17 protein-coding genes are annotated in these 22476 nt (G+C 32.0%); 4 read left to right on the top strand and 13 right to left on the bottom strand.

Annotated elements, in window-relative coordinates:
• Positions 1-59 precede the first annotated feature (59 nt).
• The 6 genes from SHI72_RS05405 to glyA form a co-directional block, all read right to left on the bottom strand.
• A complete protein-coding gene (locus tag SHI72_RS05405; protein WP_039113023.1) occupies positions 60-1259 on the bottom strand; it encodes an acetate/propionate family kinase in 1200 nt (399 codons plus the stop codon).
• A gap of 97 nt (positions 1260-1356) precedes the next feature.
• Positions 1357-3450: a phosphate acetyltransferase gene (pta, locus tag SHI72_RS05400; protein ID WP_039113024.1), complete on the bottom strand. Its 2094-nt coding sequence runs from the start codon at positions 3448-3450 to the stop codon at positions 1357-1359.
• Between the two features lie 246 nt (positions 3451-3696).
• A complete protein-coding gene (gene corA, locus SHI72_RS05395) occupies positions 3697-4767 on the bottom strand; it encodes a magnesium/cobalt transporter CorA (RefSeq protein ID WP_039118308.1) in 1071 nt (356 codons plus the stop codon).
• 120 nt (positions 4768-4887) lie between these two features.
• On the bottom strand, positions 4888-5385 hold the full coding sequence (locus SHI72_RS05390) for a GNAT family N-acetyltransferase (protein WP_323489283.1): 498 nt from the start codon (positions 5383-5385) through the stop codon (positions 4888-4890).
• 210 nt (positions 5386-5595) lie between these two features.
• Entirely contained in the window at positions 5596-6189 is a 594-nt protein-coding gene (locus SHI72_RS05385; RefSeq protein WP_039113027.1) for a tRNA-(ms[2]io[6]A)-hydroxylase, read from the bottom strand.
• A 142-nt stretch (positions 6190-6331) separates the two neighbouring features.
• Positions 6332-7606 carry a serine hydroxymethyltransferase gene (gene glyA, locus SHI72_RS05380; protein WP_039113028.1) on the bottom strand — a complete coding sequence of 425 codons (1275 nt, stop codon included), beginning with the start codon at positions 7604-7606 and terminating at the stop codon, positions 6332-6334.
• 108 nt (positions 7607-7714) lie between these two features.
• Between glyA and fahA the strand changes: the two genes are divergently transcribed.
• Positions 7715-8998 (top strand): fumarylacetoacetase, encoded by a 1284-nt coding sequence (gene fahA / locus SHI72_RS05375; protein WP_323489282.1) that lies wholly within the window; start codon positions 7715-7717, stop codon positions 8996-8998.
• A gap of 75 nt (positions 8999-9073) precedes the next feature.
• Here fahA and SHI72_RS05370 read toward each other — a convergent pair whose 3' ends face one another.
• Positions 9074-9466, bottom strand: coding sequence for a hypothetical protein (locus tag SHI72_RS05370; RefSeq protein ID WP_323489281.1), 393 nt, complete (start codon positions 9464-9466; stop codon positions 9074-9076).
• A 57-nt stretch (positions 9467-9523) separates the two neighbouring features.
• On the bottom strand, positions 9524-10564 hold the full coding sequence (locus tag SHI72_RS05365) for an agmatine deiminase family protein (protein ID WP_323489280.1): 1041 nt from the start codon (positions 10562-10564) through the stop codon (positions 9524-9526).
• 266 nt (positions 10565-10830) lie between these two features.
• On the opposite strand from SHI72_RS05365, the gene SHI72_RS05360 reads away from it, so the two are divergent.
• The gene (locus SHI72_RS05360; protein WP_039113031.1) at positions 10831-12093 is read left to right on the top strand and encodes an OmpA family protein; all 1263 of its coding nucleotides are present in this window, start codon (positions 10831-10833) and stop codon (positions 12091-12093) included.
• A 79-nt stretch (positions 12094-12172) separates the two neighbouring features.
• On the opposite strand, the gene SHI72_RS05355 is transcribed toward SHI72_RS05360, so the two are convergent.
• The 5 genes from SHI72_RS05355 to clpB all read right to left on the bottom strand — a co-directional run bounded on the left by SHI72_RS05355 (position 12173) and on the right by clpB (position 21366).
• Positions 12173-13060, bottom strand: coding sequence for a carbon-nitrogen hydrolase (locus tag SHI72_RS05355; RefSeq protein WP_035620980.1), 888 nt, complete (start codon positions 13058-13060; stop codon positions 12173-12175).
• 87 nt (positions 13061-13147) lie between these two features.
• Positions 13148-16339, bottom strand: coding sequence for a YCF48-related protein (locus SHI72_RS05350; protein ID WP_323489279.1), 3192 nt, complete (start codon positions 16337-16339; stop codon positions 13148-13150).
• 465 nt (positions 16340-16804) lie between these two features.
• Complete coding sequence (locus SHI72_RS05345) at positions 16805-17230, bottom strand: hypothetical protein (RefSeq protein ID WP_039118301.1); 426 nt, start codon at positions 17228-17230, stop codon at positions 16805-16807.
• Positions 17231-17424: 194 nt separating this feature from the next.
• Positions 17425-18306, bottom strand: coding sequence for a DUF808 domain-containing protein (locus SHI72_RS05340; RefSeq protein WP_086895711.1), 882 nt, complete (start codon positions 18304-18306; stop codon positions 17425-17427).
• A 453-nt stretch (positions 18307-18759) separates the two neighbouring features.
• A complete protein-coding gene (gene clpB, locus SHI72_RS05335) occupies positions 18760-21366 on the bottom strand; it encodes an ATP-dependent chaperone ClpB (RefSeq protein WP_039113036.1) in 2607 nt (868 codons plus the stop codon).
• A 156-nt stretch (positions 21367-21522) separates the two neighbouring features.
• Between clpB and ytxJ the strand changes: the two genes are divergently transcribed.
• Together ytxJ and SHI72_RS05325 are read left to right on the top strand one after the other, a co-directional pair.
• Positions 21523-21912, top strand: a complete 390-nt coding sequence (ytxJ, locus tag SHI72_RS05330; protein ID WP_323489278.1) for a bacillithiol system redox-active protein YtxJ — start codon at positions 21523-21525, stop codon at positions 21910-21912.
• Between the two features lie 16 nt (positions 21913-21928).
• A complete protein-coding gene (locus tag SHI72_RS05325) occupies positions 21929-22471 on the top strand; it encodes an HD domain-containing protein (RefSeq protein ID WP_323489277.1) in 543 nt (180 codons plus the stop codon).
• Positions 22472-22476: the final 5 nt, after the last annotated feature.

Here is a 22476-nt window from a genome sequence, read left to right as displayed (position 1 = left end):
TTTTCATATAAAAAAAGCCTCTCGATGAGAAGCTTTTTTTATAAAATAATGTGTTATATCTAGTTTTTAAGCAAATGATGAACTTGATTTGCAATTTCAAATTCTTCATCTGTAGGGATTACCAAAATTTTGGTTCTAGACGCTTCTGTATTGATTTCGCGATTAGATTTAGAACGAATTTCATTTTTCTCATTATCTAATTCAATTCCAAAAAACTCCATATCGGTACAAACTAATTTTCGCATATAAGATGAATTCTCCCCTATTCCTGCAGTAAAAACAATAGCATCTAAACCATTTAAAACAGCTGTATAAGAACCTATATATTTTTTTATTCGATAAGCATTCATTGCCAATGCCAATTGACATTCTTTATTACCTTTTTCTGCTTGAGCCTCAATATCTCTTAAGTCGCTAAAACCTGTAAGACCAAGCATTCCGCTTTGTTTTTGGAGTATTGTATTAATCTCTTCTAATGAATAATTTAAGGTATTTTTCATATAGAAAATTATCGAATGATCAATATCACCAGCACGTGTTCCCATTATTAAACCATTAGCAGGTGCAAATCCCATTGTGTGGTCAATACTTTTACCATCTTTAACCGCTGTCATACTACAACCGTTACCCAAATGTATTGTAATGATATTTTTACCCTTTGTATCAGTATGTTTCTTCAAGTATTTAATAGCATTCTCCGAAACATATTTATGACTTGTTCCATGAAAACCATACATACGTATTTTATTCTCTGTTAAAAGCTTGTCAGGAATAGCATATTTGTGGGCTACAACTGGTATTGTTTGATGAAAAGCAGTATCAAAAACTGCAATTTGTTCCGCTGTATCAAAAATTTCTTCGGCAACATTTATTCCTTCAAGATTTGCAGGATTGTGTAATGGTGCTAATTCGAAAAGTTGCTTGATTTTGGCTTTTATTTTTTCATCAATCTTAACTGTTTTGGTAAATTCACTTCCGCCATGAACCACACGATGTCCAACAGCATTAATCTCTGAAGTACTTTTTATAACACCTGTTTCTCCATTTAAAAGTAAGCTGGCTACCTTTTGTAATCCTATTTTATGTGTTGCAATTGGCAAAATTTCTTCAAAAGAAACATCTTTTGTTTTATATGTTACATTCGAACTTTCTAAACCAATTCTGTCAATCATACCAGAACAAATCACTTCATTTGCTGGCATTTTCATTAATTGATATTTTATAGAAGAGCTTCCTGAATTTAAAATTAATATTTTCATTGTTATTTTTTTAGGTGCTAAGGCACTAAGTTTCTAAGTTACTAAGTTCCTTTTCTAGGCTTAGTCTTTTAATTTTTAATTCCAGATTTTTAATTTATTATAATCCTTGCGCCTGAATTGCTGTAATAACAACTGTATTTATAATATCATCTACAGTACAACCACGACTTAAATCATTTACAGGCTTATTTAAACCTTGTAACATTGGCCCAATTGCCAGTGCTCCTGTTTCTCTCTGTACTGCTTTATAGGTATTATTTCCTGTATTTAAATCAGGGAAAATAAGTACACTTGCTTGTCCTGCAACTTCTGAGTCTGGCATTTTACTTTTACCAACACTTCTATCTACGGCAGCATCATATTGAATTGGTCCTTCAATTTTTAAATCAGGACGTTTTTGTTTAACAATTTCGGTTGCAGCTCTTACTTTCTCCACCTCATCCCCTTTTCCAGATGTTCCAGAAGAATAAGATAACATGGCTATTTTTGGTTCTATCCCAAAAGCCGCGCTAGAATCTGCTGATGAAATAGCGATTTCAGCCAATTGTTCTGCCGTTGGGTTAGGATTTATAGCACAATCTCCAAACACCGAAACACGGTCTTCTAAACACATAAAAAATACCGATGAAACTACAGATGAGTTTGGTTTAGTTTTAATAAACTGTAAAGCGGGTAATATTGTATGTTGAGTTGTATGTGCAGCACCAGAAACCATTCCGTCAGCATGCCCTTTATAAACCATCATGGTTCCAAAATAAGAAACATCCTCCATTAAATCTCTTGCCATAGTAATGGTCACATTCTTATTTTTTCTAAGCTCATAATAAGTATTCGCATAGTCTTCATAAAATGGAGATTCTATTGGATTTATAATTTTAATTTTCGAAAAGTCAAAAGTAATTCCTAATTCAGCCACCTTACTTTCTATTTGTTTTTTATCTCCAATTATTGAAATATCAACAACGTCCATCGCTAATAATCTCGATGCAGCAATAATAATACGCTCATCGCTTCCCTCTGGCAAAATAATATGCTTACGATGCTTTTTGGCTCTGGTTACCAAGTTATACTGGAACATTTTTGGTGTCATTCCTTCTGCCACAAAAGTGATTAGTTTCTCAGATAAACTATCTAAATCAACATACTTTTCAAATGTATTAATTGAAGTTTCTATTTTATGCTCATTATTTGCATAAATTTTCGATTTAACAGCGCCAATTTGGTTCGTAATATTATACGTTCCACCTTCTACTGAAATAATAGGAACAATAGGCGAAAGTCCTTCTATTAACTTCAAAATACTCTCTTCGGGAATAATATTTCCTGTAAGTACAATCCCCGATATCGTAGGATAATTAGCCGATTCATTAGCCTGTAAAGCACCTAAAATAATATCGGCACGATCACCAGGAGTAATAACTAAACTATTTTCTTTTAAATGCATTAAATAATTATGCAATTGCATCGCTCCTACACTAAAATGTCCCGTTTGATTATTTAAATGTGCTGCTCCAAATAAAACCTTAGCATCTAGTTCATTTACAATTTCCTGAACTGTTGGATTATTCAAACTCGAAATAACCGGGATAGCATTAACCAAAACACTTTCTGGAAGGCTTTTTTTCAATCCCGAAGTTACCAATTCAACATTCTCAATTTGAACTTTATTTGCAATAACCGCTAGAACTTCTACCTCTTTTATTTTAAAAGAATTATATACGAGAGAAAGGTTATCTACCAATTCATCTAATGTTTTACCAATTCCTGAACCAAGGATAATAGTTGGAATTCCTAAATTTTTAGCAATTAATACATTTGTATCCAGTTCTATTACTGTTCCTTCTCCTGTAAAGCTAGTTCCTTCGACTAATACAAAATCAAAACGCTCTTCGAGACGTTTGTATTTTTCGATTATTAAGTCTAATACTTCTCCTATTTTGCCTTTATTCTTCTTCTTGATTAATTTACTTTTTGTGATAGCAAATGCATCTTCAAATTTAATGTCTAGATTAAAATGTGTAATCACAGTTTCGATATGATTATCCAATTCTCCGTCGATAAAATCCTCAACAATGGGTCTAAAATAGCCCACTTTGGCAGTTTTCCCCATCAACATACTCATTAACCCTAAAGTAATAATCGACTTACCACTATTCTGCTCGCTTGTTGCTATATATACTGCTTTACTCATAATTTTATTGTTTAAAAAACATCTAAAAATAGTCTAGATCCTATATTTTATTTATTAAAAATAGTTTTAATTAAATCGGTATTCATCTTATAAATCCTTTCAATTAAAAAGAAGCAAAATTAGAGAAATTGCCCCTTACTACAACTGACATTTGTCATATCAAGGACAATATTGTCCACTATTAATTTTATCCGTAATTACAGGCCAATTAAGGAACGACAGTTAATTCACTATCAGCTATTAACTCTAAAACCACCTTCTTTTTTTAAAATAAATTATTAACGCAATTACCAATAAAAACATCCCAATCATAACAGAATAATATCCATATTGATATTTAAGTTCTGGTATATTTTCAAAGTTCATTCCATACACTCCAACTATAAAAGTAAGTGGTATAAATATTGCCGAAATTATGGTCAATGTCTTCATAATTTCATTCATTTTACGGCTTTGCGCCGAAAAATAGAAATTAGAAGCGCTTTCTAACGAACTCATATCTGACTCTATTTGTTCTAAAAGTTCTAAGCTTTTTTGATGTAAACGTGCAAAAAAACTAAAATTTTCCTTTTCGATTCCATTAAATGTATTGTCGTCTTTTATACTTTTTATATCATATAAAGAATCTCTAAGTGGTATAATAGAGCGTTTTAAGAAATTGAAATTATCGCGGTGTTTTTCTATTTCCTCAAGAATAGCAGGATTAGTATCTCCTTTAGTAATATTAATCAATTCTTCTACTTTGTTTTCTTCATCTTCGAGTGTGATATAAAAATTTTCCATCACAGCATCTAATAATAAATAAAGCAAGTAATCTACTTTTTTGGTTCGCACAATTCCCGCATGTTGCCTAATACGTTCGCGAATGTGTGTAAAGAAATCACTTCGTTTTTCCTGAAAAGAGATTAAAATACCGTCTTTGATTATAAAACTAATCTGCTCTACACTAATATTATCCGAATCTTCAGAAGGTAAAAGAGATTTTATATTAAAAAAGAGTATTTCTTGTTGTTCTTGTAGTTTAGTCCTTTTTGTAGTATTGAGAATATCAGCAAGCATAAAGCCGTCTACTTTAAAATATTCTCCAATAGTCTTAATAAGATCTATATTATTTAAACCATGAATATTTAGCCAATTATTTTTAGTGTAATCGATACACGCATTTAAAGCTAATATGTTGAAATTCTCATATTCGGTGATTTCTAAATCATCGTAAACAAAAAGTTGCATTTCCGACTGAGTGTCTTTATGCCGACCTGTATATTCTAAAGAATAGGGTTGTAGTTTTCGGCCTTTTTTGTATTTTATTTTTCTCATTCAATAAATGATTTATATAGTAATATTACAAAAAAGTTTTTTAAAACATGGCTACATTCCCAATTTTGGCATTACTAAAGTAAAATTCTAATTTATTTAAGAATTGAATAAAGTAGGTTATTACTTTACTTTCATTTCCATAATAAAGTCTTCCATTAAATACCCGTGATCTAGCTCAATATCAGCTTCGGCTACAATTTCGAATCCCATTTTTTTATAAAAAGAAGCTGCTTTATTAAATCTATTTACATTCAGAGTAACGATATCTGCTTCTTTTTCTTTGGCTGCAGCCACAACAACATCAATTAATATTTTCCCCATACCTTTTCCTTGTGCTTCTGGAAGCAAATACAGTTTATTTAAGCGTGTAGCATTCTTGTCTTGGTAATTATGTTGATATCCTGCATAACCAAGACAAAAATCATCCTCGTAAGCCATAGTAAAAATATGTCCGTTACGAATGCTTTCTTCTAAAAGGGCTGGCTCATAAAATTTGTCCAGCATATAATCAAGTTGTTCTTGAGATAGGATTTCGCCATAAGTATTAGGCCAGGTTTTAAATGCAATTTCTCTTATTGTAGATATATCTGTTGCTGATGCTGTTTTAAGTGTAATCATTTTTTTTAGACTTCTTAGATTGTTAGACTGACTTAGATTGTTAGACTTCTTAGATTGTTAGACTGACTTAGATTGTTAGACTTCTTAGATTGTTAGATTTCTTAGATTTTTAGACTATATGGATAATTGGAATGTCCTTCGACTCCGCACAGGATGACACTAAACACTGTTACTGAAACTGAAACTGAACACTGTGACTTAATACTAATCTTACCCGTGAATCGTCTCTCCTTTTCCGTAATTGGTAATTATTGATTCTTCGTAGGCAAGCCATTCTCTCCAACGTTTCTCTACATCAATCCCTACTCCGTATTTTCTGGCATAAGTAATAAAAGTGGTATAATGCCCTGCTTCACTTTCCATCAAATCTCTATAAAAAATAGATAATTCTTCGTCATTGATATTTTCCGAAAGTACTTTAAAACGTTCGCAGCTTCTTGCCTCAATCATCGCCGAGAATAGTAATCTTTCTACCAAGCTAGAAACACGACTTCCGTCACCGCTTTTCTTCATATATAAATACAATTCATTTACATAATCGTCTTTGCGCTCACGACCAAGTTTTAATCCTCTTTTGATGATGATATTATGTACTTGCTCAAAATGGTCAATTTCTTCTTTGGCTAGAGCCAATAAATCCTTAACTAAATCTTGATGTTCTGAGTTATTCGTAATTATCGTGATAGCGTTTGTTGCAGCTTTTTGTTCGCACCAAGCATGATCCGTTAATATCTCTTCAATATTTTTCTCTACGATATTTACCCATCTTGGGTCAGTTGGCAACTGTAATCTTAATACACCCATTTTTCTTTTTGTTTAATGTTTAAAAAAGTATTTAGAGTTAGGGCTGGAAGTAAAAAAGTTTAAAGTTTAAAACTTTTGTGATAGCTTTCGATATCAACAAAACCTTAAACTTTAAACCTTAATCTTTTTAAATAAAATATTCTTAATAAACGAAGATTGCTCTTTCGCTCATCATTTCATTTACTTCGTTAGCAACCTCTTCGATAACTTCTTCACTTGTGTGATTTGTTAATACTCTATCGATTAATGCAACGATAGTTTCCATGTCGTCTTCAACTAAACCACGAGTTGTGATAGCTGCTGTTCCTACACGAATTCCTGAAGTTACAAATGGTGATTTATCATCAAATGGAACCATATTTTTATTTACAGTAATTTCAGCTTTTACCAATGCATTTTCAGCTTCTTTACCTGAAATTCCTTTATTTCTAAGGTCAATTAACATCATGTGATTGTCAGTTCCTCCAGAAATAATATCGTATCCTCTTTTTACGAACGCTTCTGCCATAGCATTTGCATTCTTTTTTAATTGCATTGCATAAGTAAAGAACTCATCTTGTAATGCCTCTCCAAAAGCAACCGCTTTTGCAGCAATGATATGCATTAAAGGACCTCCTTGGTTACCAGGGAATACAGCTAAGTCTAATAATGCAGACATCATTCTGATTTCTCCTTTTGGATTTGTTAATCCTAGTGGGTTTTCAAAATCTTTACCCATCAAGATTAAACCTCCACGTGGTCCACGTAATGTTTTATGTGTTGTAGTAGAAACGATATGACAATGAGGAATTGGGTCATTCATTAATCCTTTAGCGATAAGTCCTGCTGGATGTGAGATATCTGCAAATAAGATTGCTCCTACGCTATCTGCAATTACTCTAAAACGCTCAAAATCCATATCACGAGAATAAGCCGAAGCTCCTGCGATGATTAATTTTGGTTGCTCTTTAGTAGCAATTTCTTGAATTTTATCATAATCTAAACGTCCTGTCTCTTTATCTACACCATAAAAAACCGGAGTATATAAACGTCCCGAAAAGTTTACTGGAGACCCGTGAGTTAAGTGACCCCCGTGAGATAAGTCAAATCCTAAAATTTTATCTCCTGGCTTTAAACATGCATGATAAACAGCAGTATTTGCTTGTGATCCTGAATGTGGTTGTACGTTTGCATAAGTAGCTCCAAATAACTCTTTGGCTCTATCGATAGCAATTTGCTCAATAACGTCAACTACTTCACAACCTCCGTAGTATCTTTTGCCTGGATAACCTTCTGCATATTTATTTGTTAAAACAGAACCAGCTGCTTCCATTACCTCATCACTTACAAAATTTTCTGAAGCGATTAGTTCTAATCCGTGAATTTGTCTCTCTTGTTCTTCAAGAATAAGATCAAAAATTTGTTCGTCGCGTTGCATTTTTTAGTTTTTCGTTAATTTGATGCAAAAATACAAAAAAACGTTTGTCAAACTGTTAGATTATGATATATTTGACATAGAATTTTTCAACAAATAATTAACATGCACATGCCGATAACTGCCAACGATACTAAACGAAAATCATGGTTAGATGTACCAGAGAATAGTGACTTTCCTATTCAAAACATTCCCTTCGGTGTTTTTCTTACCAAAGAAAATATAGTAACGGTTGGAACAAGAATTGGCGACTACGCCATAGATTTAGGTGCTTTGCAACAATTAAGCTATTTCTCAGGAATTGATTTAACTGATGATATGTTTATGCAAGACACTCTAAATGATTTCATTTCTGATGGCAAAAAAACTTGGAGATTGGTTAGAAACCGTATTGCCGATATATTTGACATCAACAATTCACAATTAAGAGATTCTACAAAAGATAGAGATATAGTCATTTTTAAAATTGATGATGTCGAAATGCAATTACCTGTTTTAATTGGTGATTATACCGATTTTTACTCAAGCAGAGAGCATGCTACCAATGTAGGTAAATTGTTCCGTGATCCAGAAAATGCTTTGTTCCCAAACTGGTTACACATTCCTGTAGGATACCACGGAAGAAGTTCTACTATTATTCCTTCTGGAATTCCTGTACACAGACCAATGGGACAAACGCTTCCTAATGGAGAGAACTCTCCTGTTTTTGGTCCATCAAGATCTATTGATTTTGAACTAGAAACAGCATTTATTACAACTGATGCCAACATAATGGGAGAACCTATTCCTGCTTATGAAGCTGAAGAATATATTTTCGGAATGGTTTTATTGAATGACTGGAGTGCACGCGATATCCAAAAATGGGAGTATGTGCCTCTAGGACCTTTCTTGGCTAAGAACTTTGCTTCTTCTATTTCTCCTTGGATTGTTACCATGGATGCTTTAGAGCCTTTTAGAACCAAAGGACCTAAACAAGACCCATCTCCGCTTCCTTACTTACAAACTAAAGGAAAGAAAGCGTTTGATATCAATTTAGAAGTTTCTATTAAACCATTAGATAAAGAAGAAACGGTAGTTTCCAGATCGAATTTTAAATATATGTACTGGTCGATGAGTCAACAATTAGCACATCATACCTCTAATGGTTGTCGTGTTAATTCTGGCGACATGATGGGTTCTGGAACAATATCCGGACCTACTCCAGACAGTTGTGGATCTATGCTGGAACTAACTTGGGGAGGGAAAAATCCTTTAAAGTTAAATGATGGTAGCGAACGTAAATTTATCGAGGATAACGATACTGTAATTATGAGAGGATATTGCGAGAGCAATGAAGTTCGTATTGGTTTTGGAGAAGTTTCAAGCCAATTACTTGCTCCTTTCGTGAGACAATGAAGAGATCTTGATTCAGAATAATAAAAAAGAGGCGATTTTAAATTTAAAATCGCCTCTTTTTAGTTTTACTCTATTTTATAATTTTACTGGAATTTCAAACTCAAATGTCTTAAATTCATTATTACTTCTATAAGAAACAAATATCTTTAATTTTCCGTTTTCTAAATCTTCTTTTTTGGGCGACATTTCTACCAGTAATTCATTTTCATCATTTCCTTTTAGAATCCGAATTGTCTTCCCTGAAAGATTTACATTTTTTGGATTAATATTTTCAAACTTAAATTTAGTTTTCGTTAAAACATTCGATTCTAAATATTTATTTCCAGTCGAAATTTCAAAAATTACTTTTTCATTGCCACTAACAAATTCAAAATTTTCATTTGTTAAGTTATTCTTTTTTGAGACACAGCTTACTAAAACAAAAAACACAATTAAAACTGAAAACATTTTAAATTTCATTCCTTTCATCTTTCTGTAATTTAACCTTTTACATTCTCAAACTTCATATTAACTCATCAAAACCAATTATACAGGTATTTGCTGGCTCAAACAATGTAATGTTCCGAATCCCCAAATAAAATCAACACAACTAATTCCGATTACTTCTCTATCAGGAAAACATTCCGAAAGGATATTAAGTGCTACGCGATCATTACTATCGTTAAAAGTAGGAACCAAAACGCAATTATTCAGAATTAAGAAATTAGCATAACTTGCTGGCAATCTTAAATCTTCAAAGTCTATTCGTTTAGGCATTGGCAAAGCAACAATTATTGGAGATTTTCCGTTCTCTAGCTTTGCATTTTGCAATCTTTTTAAGTTATCCTGCAAAGGTTTGTAGTTTGCATCATTTTTATCTGTTTCTACAATCGTAACAATTGTATCTTCGTTTACAAAACGACACAAATCATCAATATGCCCATGTGTATCATCCCCTTCTATTCCATCTCCTAACCAAATAACATTGGTTATTCCAAGATACTCTTTAAAAACAGCTTCGTAATCTTCTTTGGTAAAATTTGGGTTTCGAACTTGGATACTTGGGTGCATCAAACATTCTTCTGATGTTAATAAGGTACCTCTTCCGTTACTATCAATCGCACCACCTTCTACAATAACTGGTTTCCCTTTATACATTACTTGTGTAAGCGGAATATCTAAAACATCAGCAACTTTAGCTGGAACAAATTTATCTAATTGATAATTTTTATATTTAGCCCAACCATTAAAATTAAAGTTTAATGCTTCTCTTTTATCTCCATTTTTAACCACAATTGGTCCAGAATCACGCATCCAACTTCTGTTAGTCTTATGAACAATATAAGTAACATTGTTTAAATCTACACGTGCTCTTTCGAGCATATCATTCACTTTAGCTTTTAAAACTTCATCGGCAACTACCAAGAAAACAGTTTCATAAGTAGCTACTTTTTTTATAAACTCTACAAAAGCCCATTGAACTGCCTCGTATTTCCCTGGCCAATCTTTACCATTATGAGGAAAACACAATACAATACCTTGTTGTTTTTCCCATTCAGCAGGAAATCTTCTATTATTCGTTGTCATAAAAAGGTTCTAAATTAAAAAAAGCAAAGATAATCATTCGTAACTTTTATCATTGTGCAATATTCATTTTTTCCTCTCCTTATAATATATATATTCTCTAAAATAATTAAAAATACAATACTAATAAAGCAATCTTACTCTAGCCAAAGCCCTAAAACATGGGAATTATATAATACCGATAGAACACTCTTTTAAAATCATTACTCTAATTTTATGTTGAGTTTAAAAAATAGAGCTCACAAAAATCAAATTAAACAAATGATATCATGAAAAAGAAATTAGCTTCCGTATCGCTTTTATTACTATCCGTGGCAGCAGGTGCCCAAAACATGGCAACAACTTCTGCCCAACCTTCAGTTGAAAAAAATCCGTATAATAAATGGTCTATCGAATTAAATGGTGGTATAAACAAACCAACCAGAACAATGACCGAAGGGTATTCGACTGCTACACTTAGCCCATTTCATGCAGATTTAGGGGTAAGATACATGTTTAATCCAAAGTTTGGTTTGAAATTCGATTTTGGATATGATCAATTTAAAGAACGTGATGATACTCCCGACTTTGAAGGCAGACAATTAAGAACAAGCTTGCAAGGGGTTATTAACCTTGGTAGAGCTTTAAACTTTGAAACCTGGACTAATACTTTTGGTCTGTTAGCACATGGTGGATTCGGAGTTTCTCAATTAAGTTCTGACACAGGTTTTGATGGAAAAGATTACACAGGTCACGGAATTCTTGGTCTTACAGGACAAGTTAGACTTAGTAATAGAATTGCTTTAACTGGAGATCTTACCGGAATCGTTAATGGAAGACAAAATTACAATTTCGACGGGATGGGCCCAACAACAAGTGGTAGCTTTGACGGCGTATTATTAAATGCTTCTGTAGGTTTAACTTTCTACTTAGGTAAAAACGAAAAACATGCCGATTGGTATTCTGAAGACAACGACAAGTATAACAAATTAGAAGAAAGAGTTGGTCTTATCGAAACAGGTCTTATCGATAGCGATAAAGATGGTGTAGCCGATTTATATGACTTAGAACCAAATTCTATTGCCGGAGTTGCCGTAAATACCAAAGGACAATCTATTGACAACAATCAAAATGGTGTTCCAGATGAATTAGAAAGTTACTTAGATAAAACCTACGGGCAAAAAAATACTACCGCTACAAACAATACTGTTGAGGAGTTAATTAACGGAGGATATGTAAACGTTTATTTTGACTTTAACTCATCAAAACCAACAAATGCGTCTTTATCTGGTGTTGACTTTTTAGTTAAATACTTAAAAAACAATCCATCAAAAAGTGCAGATATCGTAGGTTATGCTGACGAAATTGGAAGCTCTAGCTATAACACTGAGCTATCTAGAAAAAGAGCTGAAGCTGTGAAAAAAGTAGCTTTAAATGCTGGAATCGACGGGTCTAGATTAAATGTTATTGCTAACGGTGAAGATACTTCTGTGAATAAAAATTCTAAAGAAGCTCGTCAAATCGTAAGAAGAGTTACTTTTCAGGTAAAATAAATTTAATTTTACTTTTAGAAACAAAAAAAAGGACAAAATGTAAATTTTGTCCTTTTTGCTTTTATATAAATCAACTCAATTAATCGATTGCTCTTTTAGTAATATCTCCAAAAGCATCTATTCTTCTGTCTCTGAAAAACGGCCAGTTCTGACGTACGTTTTCTTGTAAATCTAAATCAACTTCAGCAATAAGAATTTCTTCTTTATCATGTGAGGCTTGCGCTAAAATTTCACCTTGTGGACCTGCAATGAATGAAGCTCCCCAAAACTGAATTCCGTCTGTACCATCTATATATTGCTCTAAACCAATTCTATTAGCAGCAGCAACAAATACACCATTTGCAACAGCATGTCCTTTCATCACGTTCATCCAAGCTCCATATTGGTTTTCACCATATTGCTCTTTCTCCTTCGGATGCCATCCAATTGCTGTTGGGTAAAACAATACTTCAGCACCTTTTAGAGCTGTAATACGAGCAGCTTCCGGATACCATTGATCCCAACAAATTAATGTTCCTATTTTTCCTTTTTTTGTCTCAATAGCTTGAAAACCTAAATCCCCAGGTGTAAAATAGAATTTTTCGTAAAAATGTGGATCATCTGGAATATGCATTTTACGGTATAATCCAGCTTCAGATCCGTCTGTATCGATAATATAAGCACTGTTGTGGTATATTCCTGCCATTCTTTTCTCGAAGAAAGGAACAATTATAACTACACCTAATTCTTTGGCTAAAGCACTAAATGCAATAAATGAAGTACTATATAATGGTTCTGCTAAAGCAAAATTATCAACATCTTCACTTTGACAAAAATAATGACTGCTATATAATTCTGGCAATAATATAACTTCGGCACCTTTATTTGCAGCGTCTTTTACCCAACTGATACACTTTTTCAAGTTGTTTTCGGCAACATCATTAAGGTTCAATTGAATAACAGCAATTTTATATTTCTTATTCGGCATGACTTAAAATTTTTAGACTGCAAAAATAGTTAATTTTCTAGATAGTAACAGAAAATCTAATTTAGATTATTCGTTTAAAATATTTTTTTATTTAAGAATTACTTTTTTATTAATTATTGAGTTATCATCCGTTATTATTTTTATGATATATATCCCACTAGATTTCCCTGAAAGGTCAATTTTTTGTAGAACTCCTGCCTTTATACTATTTTCATAATTAGTAATTTTACCTAGTTCATCGATTACATAAACCGAAATAACCTTTTTATTATCTATCAAGTTAACATTTACAACTCCATTGGTTGGGTTTGGATATAAAAAAATATTGTTTTTTAAAATAGGTACTTCTATACCTAACGTCTGAGTAGTAAAAGATAACAAATCTGAATATAAGAACTTATTATTATCTCCATCAAAAGCTTTGAGTCGGTAATAATATTTTTCTCCTTTTATAAGATTATCTAAAACCGCATTAAAAGGAAATACAGCATATCCATAAACATTATTAGGAGTACTCACAATACTAGACCCTAGACTTTCTGTAGTTCCATATTCAAATTCTATATTAGTTAAAAATGCTCCAAAAGGATTTATATACCCAGTTAGTGTCGTTTGATTATTATTATCAATTACGTTTCCAGCTTTTAAAAACACCCTCTTAGAAAGATTAAAAATACCATCTTTACTATAAATTACATTCGCTCCGTTTAGCGCTTTTAATCTATAAAAATATATTTTATCAGAATCTAAATTGGTTAACAATGCTGTTACATAAGCTGAAGTACCTATTAAAACTTGGCTTACATTTGTAGAAATACTATTCTCATAGTTTAAAACCCCATATTCAAAAACTACGTTAGTTATATCATTACTATACGCATCAATATAAGCTGATAATGTCACACTATTATCCACTACACTAGGATTAAATAAGATTACCTCATATTCTGATAATGTTGTAAAGGTACTAATTGAGCTAAAAATCTCTTTTCCATCTTGTTTTGCTTTAAGCCTTACATAATAATTAGTTTTCGGTTTTAAATCTAATAAATTCCCATTAATTTTTTCAGTAGTATTATCTTTAACTAAGGTACTACTCTTTAAAACATCATATTTTAAAAAATCTTGTTTAGTAGTATATTGGAACTCAACATCCGAAATATCACTTCCATAAGAAGTAACATTTCCTTTGATTTCCGCTTTGTTTGCTAATACATTGGAAATAGCATCGATTGCTAATGAATATTCTTCTTTTGTAACAAAAGTCATCATCTCACTATAATAAGAAACATTACCACGAGATCCAACAATCCTGTAATAATAAGTTTTATTGGGCTCTAAATTAGATATTGGCAATGAAAAATCTAATGAAGAAGTAGCATATAATGCAATTGCTGAAATACTAACTTTATTTATTAATGAAGAATCAAAATATTCAACACGTACATTATCAACAGACCCCTCATTTACACTTACATTCCCAGATAAAACTGCACTTCGTGCAAGAATATTCTCTGCGGGATTTAATTGAAAAACAGTTGGTTTAAAATCGATTTTACTTTTTAATATTATACCACTTGCTCCTCCTACGTAAATATCCTTTCCAATTATCGAAATAATACAAGTTTCATAACTTTGCTCCAATTTAAATATATTATCCCAACTTTTTCCTCCATTTTCAGTCTTGTACAATTTTCCTTTTATATCAAAAACATAACCTACATTTTTAGAATAAAACTTAACATAGAGATAATTTTTATATGGAATTTCAAGCTTCGTCCAATTAAGCCCTCCGTTATTTGTCTTAAAAAGTAAACCATAAGCCCCAACAACATATCCAGTATCTTCATCTACAAAATCTATTGATTTTATATCTTCCTCAGCAGTAAAAACAACTTCCCAATTACCCCCTCCATTAATTGTTTTATATACTTTTTTGCTATAACTATTATATCCATATCCGATATTTTTATTCAAAAATTGCATTTTTTGAAAACTATTATCCGAAAGTCCTACCCAAGTGTTTCCTCCATCTGTAGTTTTTTTCACACCAAATCTACCCGAAACAACACCTACGTTTTCAGAAAGAAACGACATACTGTCAATTCCACCATGCATAACCGCCAGACCTCCGTTTGATTTATTCCACGTCCTTCCCCCATCTAATGTTTTAAAAACAATCCCTTCATATGCCCCATCTCCTATCGCCGCATAAGCTAAGTTTTCACTTACAAATTCAAAAGCTGATATTCGATCAGCATCTATCGAACTCAATTTCTCCCAAGTTACTCCAGAATTAATTGTTTTAAAAAATAAATTTCCAGATTTAGCAATACCTATTTCATTCGTTGAAAACTGTAAATTGTTAATATCATAATAATTGGGAGAATTTTCAACCCATGTTTTACCACCATCCGTGGTCTTGATTATTCTGCCTCTCGCTCCAGTTGCGAATCCTGTTTCGCTATCTAAAAAATGTATTCCATAAATCCCAGTATTAAATATACGACTATCTTGAAAGCTAGCCCATTTCCAATTAAGACCACCATCGATAGTCTTAAAAATCACTCCATATAATCCTGCTGCATAACCTACACTTTCATTTACAAATGAAAAAGTATAAAAGGCATCATTCATATTTGGGATTTGCCACCAAGTTTCTCCTCCATCAGTAGTCTTATAAAGATTCGAATGCAGATTAGTAGACGAAAAACCAATATTCTCATCTAAGAAATAAACTTCAGAAAAATCATAAGCAACTACATTTGAGTTTGTAGTTGCATACCAACTAGCTCCACCATCAATAGTCTTAAACATTCTTCCATCAGTACATGCAGCATGTCCAATCAAAGATGTAGTAAAAAAAGTTTTATTGATAGTAGCATTAGGAACTTTTAGATTATTCCAAGTATTCCCTCCATCTACTGATTTAATTATACTATTAGAGCTTGAAATAACAACTGTTGTTTCATTAATAATACTAATGGTATTAAAATTTACAGAAAATTTTTTTTTTACTTCTGTCCATGAAGCTCCAAAATCAACTGATTTTAGCATATAGCCATCATTCCCAATAACATAACCAACATTCTTATAAAACTTTAAATCATTACCGCTATTAATATCTTGTTTTTTCGTCCATGTTATTCCTGAATCATGAGTTTCTAATATTTCAGTATTATTTAAAATATACCCAACATTTTCAGAAATAAATTTAATATTTTTACCTGTCTTAAAAGAAGGTTTGGGGTTTAATAATTCCCATTTATTTTGTGACATTAAATTTGGAGTCAAACAAAAAAATGAAAAAAAGACAATTAAGCAGAAGTGTAAAGTTTTTATCATAATTAAAAAAGTCATAAGTAGACTTCAAAAATACTAAAACGCCCCTAGAATTTACATGTTTTTAATACAAAAGAGCATTAACAATACAACTAACTCTTATGAATTAGACTTCAAGATAAATTAACAGTATGAACCTCAATAACTCATAATTTTAATTACAACAAACAGATTAAGTTTTTAAACGTAATTTATTCCTTTAATAAATTTGACCATGTAAAAGAAAATTTATTATTGATATTTTTTCAATAACAAAGAACATATAATACATAAAAACAGAAAACCGTTTTATAAATATTTCTTTTCAATGGTGTTTGATAAAAGAAATAAAAATAAAACGGTTTTTAAATTAGCGATATAAAGCATTACGCTTTTAACAACTATTTACTTTTATTCAATAAACTATTCAATAACAACTTTCTGTATCACGAATTCTGTCTCTGATTTTTTGAATTTTATTTCAAAAGTTCCAGCAGTAGCTGATTTAAATTTATAAATCGTTTTTTTAGGATCCGGAACTTGAGTAGTACAAACTCCTGTTGGATATTTAACCTCAACTTGTAATCCTTTGTCTTTACCAATTGTTACATCAGAAATTTTACTGAATTCTCCACAAGTATTATCTACTATATAAGTTACATCATAACTAAGTTCCTCATTTAATTTTCCAGTTGCAGGACCTTTTACTTCTGTTGCCAAAGCACCTTTTATTACAAACTCAGGAGTTGGTGGTTTTTCTTCCTCTTTATCATCATCATTGCTGCATGCAATAAATGCTGTTGACAAGAATAATACGACTAAAACTGTTTTTAATTTAAAATTTTTCATATAAATAATTATTGTTGTTAATTATAACATAGATGCAAATAGATTACTATGGTTGCTTCATAAAAATGTTAAAAAAAACAAACAAACCAACAAACACTTAAAAATCAATGAATTAATAATTTTAAAATTTTCATTTTTGGCATAAAAAAACACCAGACGTTAGACTGATGTTCCTTAATAATTGCTTTTTTTATTTATTCTGCTACTTCTTTTTTAGGAAGCATTTTTTTGATTAGGGTTACAATCGCTAAAACCACAAAACCGATCACAAGTCCGATAGTAAACTCTTTTACGATAGAAGGTAATTGCGGAACTAAATGATGGAAAAAATCAATATTATGTACAAATATACCTCCTGCTACCAGGATTAAAGCGATTGTACCAATTACTGATAAACTCTGAATCACTTTTGGAAGTGCCTGCACTAAAAAGTTCCCTATAGTTTTTGATATACTACGTTCTTTTTTACTAAGCTGAATAAGTTTTAAACCTAATTCGTCCATTCTTACAATAAGCGCAACAATACCATACACTCCAATTGTTGCAACTACTGCAATTATCGAAACAACCATAATTTGCGTTAGAATGGGTTTTTCTATTACAGTTCCTAATGCTATAATTACTATCTCGACAGATAATATAAAATCGGTTACTATTGCTGATTTTATTTTTTCTTTTTCGGCAGCTAAAATTTCTTCTTCTGAAAAAGTTTGTGCTGTAACCTCTATTTTTGCGTGTTTATGCGGAAAGAAAAATTCAAATATTTTTTCGGCTCCTTCATAAGCTAAAAAAGCCCCACCAAGTACCAAGATTACAATAATTGCTACTGGAAAAAAGGCACTTAATAAAAATGCTATTGGCAAAATGATAAGTTTATTAATAAACGAACCTTTACCAATCGCCCATAATACAGGTAATTCTCTTGAAGAAACAAATCCTGAAGCTTTTTCGGCATTAACCGCCAAATCATCTCCTAATATACCTGCTGTTTTTTTTACTGCAACTTTACTCATTACCGCAACATCATCCATAATTGCTGCAATATCATCTAATAGAACGAAAAAACCTGATGCCATATCTTTGTTTTAAAAATTGCGCTAATCTCTTTGTGTAGGGCACAAAAAAATAATTGACGCATTTTGTTATTTTGTGCGAATCTAATACTTTTTGTTTAAATCTCTTTCTTCTGATTTAATCAAATATTTTCAATCTGACTTTCTTTAACTACATTGTCCTAACAGCAACCAGATGATTACAAAAACGAAAATAGTACCAAAACATCCGCTACCTAGCTTTTTGGCTCCATAACCTGCTATTAACCCTCTAAATATGTTGTTCATAATATTTATTTTTAAGTTTTTATATCGTGTTAATTCTAGTTTAACTCTGCTTACGTAAAGGTGAGAACTTAATTAGATTTTTTTTTATAATAATTTAAAAAAAAGTTTCATGATTTACTGATTTTTAGTTTTTACAAAAAAAAGCACCAGTCTTTCGACTGGTGCTTTCAAACTACTAAAAATTAAATATTAATTAGCCAGTTCTGGTGTTTGGTTTCTAAAAACCAATTTACCATCAAAAGCATCTAATAAAATAATACTATCTGTTGTAATCTTTCCTGCCAAAATTTCTTTTGACAATTGATTTAAAACATCTCTTTGTATAACTCGTTTTACTGGTCTTGCACCAAATTGCGGATCAAATCCTTTATCTGATAAATAAGCAACTGCTTCTGGAGTTGCATCCATTGTAATTCCTTGCAAAGCCAACATTTTTGTAACACTTTTTAATTGTAAACCAACAATTTGTTTAATATTGTCTACTGTTAAAGGTGGGAACAACACAATCTCATCAATACGGTTTATAAATTCCGGACGTACTGTTTGTTTTAATAAAGCAAGCACTTCGACTTTTGCAGCCTCTGTAGCAGCTTCGATTCCACCTTTTAGGTTTTCAAATTTTTCTTGTATAATCTGGCTTCCCATATTCGAAGTCATGATGATAATCGTATTTTTAAAATCGGCCAAACGCCCTTTGTTATCAGTCAATCGTCCTTCATCTAATACTTGTAATAAAATATTAAATGTATCTGGGTGCGCTTTTTCAATCTCATCTAACAAAATTACTGAATACGGTTTTCTACGCACAGCTTCTGTTAATTGCCCTCCTTCATCGTATCCCACGTATCCTGGAGGTGCACCTACTAATCTACTCACACTATGACGTTCTTGATATTCACTCATATCAATTCTTGTCATGGCATTTTCATCATCAAAAAGATACTCTGCCAATGCTTTTGCAAGCTCAGTCTTACCAACCCCAGTAGTTCCTAAGAACAGGAATGTACCCACAGGTTTTTTCATGTCTTGTAAACCAGCTCTGCTTCTTCTTACAGCATCACTTACTGCTTCAATCGCTTCTTCCTGACCAACTACACGTCTGTGTAACTCATCTTCCAGATGCAATAGTTTTTCTCTTTCTGTTTGAAGCATTTTCATTACTGGAATACCAGTCCATTTTGCCACAACTTCGGCAATATCTTCTCTGGTAACTTCTTCTTTTATCAAAGAATTTCCAGATTGGTATTCATGCATTTGTTTCAATAAAACATCCAGTCTTTCTTGAGCTTCCTTAATTTTACCATAACGAATCTCGGCTACTTTTCCGTAATCACCATCACGTTCTGCACGATCTGCTTCATGTTTAAAGTTTTCAAGCTCTAATTTTACAGCCTGAATACCATCTACTACATCTTTTTCTGATTTCCATTTAGCGTAGATTTCATTACGTTCTTCTTTCAGGTTCGCCAATTCCATTCGTAAAGCTTTAAGCTTGCTTTCTTCTTTTTCACGTTTTATAGCCTCAATCTCAATTTCTAACTGCATTATTTTTCTATCCAAAACATCTAATTCCTCAGGTTTTGAATTGATTTCCATACGCAATTTAGACGCAGCTTCGTCCATTAAGTCAATCGCTTTATCTGGTAAGAAACGATTGGTAATATAACGTTGAGAAAGCTCTACAGCAGCAATAATTGCTTCGTCTTTTATCTGAACTTTATGATGTGTTTCATACTTTTCTTTGATTCCACGTAAAATTGAAATCGCACTTTCAGTATCTGGCTCTTCGATTATAATTTTTTGGAAACGACGTTCAAGCGCTTTATCTTTTTCAAAATATTTTTGGTATTCATCCAAAGTTGTTGCACCAATCGCTCTTAATTCTCCACGAGCCAATGCTGGTTTTAGGATATTAGCCGCATCCATTGCGCCTTCTCCTCCACCCGCTCCTACAAGTGTATGAATCTCATCTATAAACAAGACGATATCACCTTCGGCTGCAGTAACTTCTTTTACTACCGATTTTAATCGTTCTTCGAACTCTCCTTTATATTTTGCCCCGGCAATTAATGCTCCCATATCTAGCGAAAACACAATTTTATCCTTTAGGTTTTCTGGCACGTCACCATTAACGATTCTTCGTGCTAAACCTTCGGCAATTGCAGTTTTACCAACTCCAGGCTCACCAATTAACATTGGGTTATTTTTAGTTCGACGTGTTAAAATTTGTAATACACGTCTAATTTCTTCATCTCGTCCGATAACAGGATCTAATTTTCCTGTACGTGCTAATTCATTTAAGTTTTTAGCATATTTGTTCAAAGAATTATATGTTTCTTCGGCAGATGCTGAAGTTACACGTTCTCCTTTACGTAATTCTTCAATAGCAGCTTTTAAGCCTTTACCTGTTACTCCTTGATCTTTTAAGATTTGAGCAACTTTACTTTTTGAATCAAAAATTGCAAGCATTAAATGTTCGATTGAAACATATTCATCGTTCATTTTTTGTGCAATAATTTCCGCTTCGTTCAATGCTTTATTCGCATCTCTGGAAAGCATTACATCTCCTCCCGAAACTTTTGGGAAGCTTTGTATGGTGCTATCTAGAATTTGAAGAAATAAAGGCACATTTACATTGAGTTTTTTCAAAATAAATGGCGCCACATTTTCATCAACTTCAAAAATAGCCTTGAAGATATGTTCATTCTCTATTTGCTGTTGACCATTTTTTTGGGCCAATTGCTGAGAGAGCTGAATTGCTTCTTGCGATTTGATTGTAAATTTATTTATGTTCATCTTTATTTGATTTATGATTTATGATTCTATTTTAATAAGTAACTTTGTTTATTATTTCTCAAATTATATTCCACAACAACAAAACAGACAAAATGACGCTTAAAATTTGATTTTTATCATTTTTAAACGACAAAAAGTCATAAATAACGACAAAATATGAGTTTTTTATCATCACTATTCGGAGATTCTGAACAAAATAAATCATCAGAAACCAAAATAAACTGGATTCCCTTAACAAGTTTGGAGCAATTAGACGAAATCGAAACGGCATCTAAAGATAAGCAAATTCTTATATTCAAACATAGTACAAGATGTAGTATTAGCCGAATGGCACTAAAACAATTTGAAAAAGAGTTCGATTTGGACAATAAAGTTAATGCTTATTTTCTTGATTTAATAGCGTATCGTGATGTTTCGAACGAAATAGCTTCTCGTTTTAACGTTGTTCACCAATCTCCTCAATTATTACTTATCAAAGACGGAAAGTCAATATATAATGCTTCTCATAGCGATATTGATGCTGAAGCGTTGAAAGAAAAAGTGTAATTTTCAATAAAACTAAATGAATATCCAATCAATTTATCAAAAGACAATACTTTTTGCTGCCCATAAACATTCAGAAAAGAATCAGCTCCTTCCTGATTCTCAACTACCCTATGTTGTTCATTTAAGCAATGTGGCAATGGAAATTTTAATTGCAGCAAATAACTCAAAGGAATTTGACTTAAATTTTGCTATTCAAATTGCGTTATTGCATGATACTTTAGAAGATACAGCTACAACATTTGATGAATTAGAACTTGAATTTGGAACTGAAATAGCTGAAGGTGTTTCAGCCCTCACTAAGAATGGTGATTTACCAAAAGAAGAAAGAATGCTTGATAGTTTGAACCGAATTTCCTCCCAAAGAAAAGAAGTTTGGGCTGTAAAATTAGCAGATAGGATAACTAACTTACAAAAACCTCCTAAAAGCTGGGATAGTCTTAAAAAAAGAAAATACAAAAATGAAGCTGAGACTATTTTAGAAAAATTAAAAGGTGGTAATCAATATTTAGAAAATCGTTTGCAAATAAAAATACAAGAATATGAATCTCATATTGATTAAAATAT

This window comes from Flavobacterium sp. PL02, from assembly GCF_035013205.1.
In the GTDB taxonomy this organism is placed as follows: Bacteria; Bacteroidota; Bacteroidia; order Flavobacteriales; family Flavobacteriaceae; genus Flavobacterium.
This window is presented reverse-complemented; position numbering and strand designations above follow the sequence as displayed.

Coding starts and splice junctions, on each gene's coding strand:
- SHI72_RS05325 (WP_323489277.1), top strand. CDS start 21,929: ATGAATATCCAATCAATTTATCAAAAGACAATACTTTTTGCTGCCCAT.
- SHI72_RS05385 (WP_039113027.1), bottom strand. CDS start 6,189: ATGGGTGTATTAAGATTACAGTTGCCAACTGACCCAAGATGGGTAAAT.
- fahA (WP_323489282.1), top strand. CDS start 7,715: ATGCCGATAACTGCCAACGATACTAAACGAAAATCATGGTTAGATGTA.
- SHI72_RS05340 (WP_086895711.1), bottom strand. CDS start 18,306: ATGGCATCAGGTTTTTTCGTTCTATTAGATGATATTGCAGCAATTATG.
- SHI72_RS05390 (WP_323489283.1), bottom strand. CDS start 5,385: ATGATTACACTTAAAACAGCATCAGCAACAGATATATCTACAATAAGA.
- SHI72_RS05370 (WP_323489281.1), bottom strand. CDS start 9,466: ATGAAAGGAATGAAATTTAAAATGTTTTCAGTTTTAATTGTGTTTTTT.
- corA (WP_039118308.1), bottom strand. CDS start 4,767: ATGAGAAAAATAAAATACAAAAAAGGCCGAAAACTACAACCCTATTCT.
- SHI72_RS05360 (WP_039113031.1), top strand. CDS start 10,831: ATGAAAAAGAAATTAGCTTCCGTATCGCTTTTATTACTATCCGTGGCA.
- SHI72_RS05365 (WP_323489280.1), bottom strand. CDS start 10,564: ATGACAACGAATAATAGAAGATTTCCTGCTGAATGGGAAAAACAACAA.
- SHI72_RS05355 (WP_035620980.1), bottom strand. CDS start 13,060: ATGCCGAATAAGAAATATAAAATTGCTGTTATTCAATTGAACCTTAAT.
- pta (WP_039113024.1), bottom strand. CDS start 3,450: ATGAGTAAAGCAGTATATATAGCAACAAGCGAGCAGAATAGTGGTAAG.
- clpB (WP_039113036.1), bottom strand. CDS start 21,366: ATGAACATAAATAAATTTACAATCAAATCGCAAGAAGCAATTCAGCTC.
- SHI72_RS05345 (WP_039118301.1), bottom strand. CDS start 17,230: ATGAAAAATTTTAAATTAAAAACAGTTTTAGTCGTATTATTCTTGTCA.
- SHI72_RS05405 (WP_039113023.1), bottom strand. CDS start 1,259: ATGAAAATATTAATTTTAAATTCAGGAAGCTCTTCTATAAAATATCAA.
- glyA (WP_039113028.1), bottom strand. CDS start 7,606: ATGCAACGCGACGAACAAATTTTTGATCTTATTCTTGAAGAACAAGAG.
- ytxJ (WP_323489278.1), top strand. CDS start 21,523: ATGAGTTTTTTATCATCACTATTCGGAGATTCTGAACAAAATAAATCA.
- SHI72_RS05350 (WP_323489279.1), bottom strand. CDS start 16,339: ATGTCACAAAATAAATGGGAATTATTAAACCCCAAACCTTCTTTTAAG.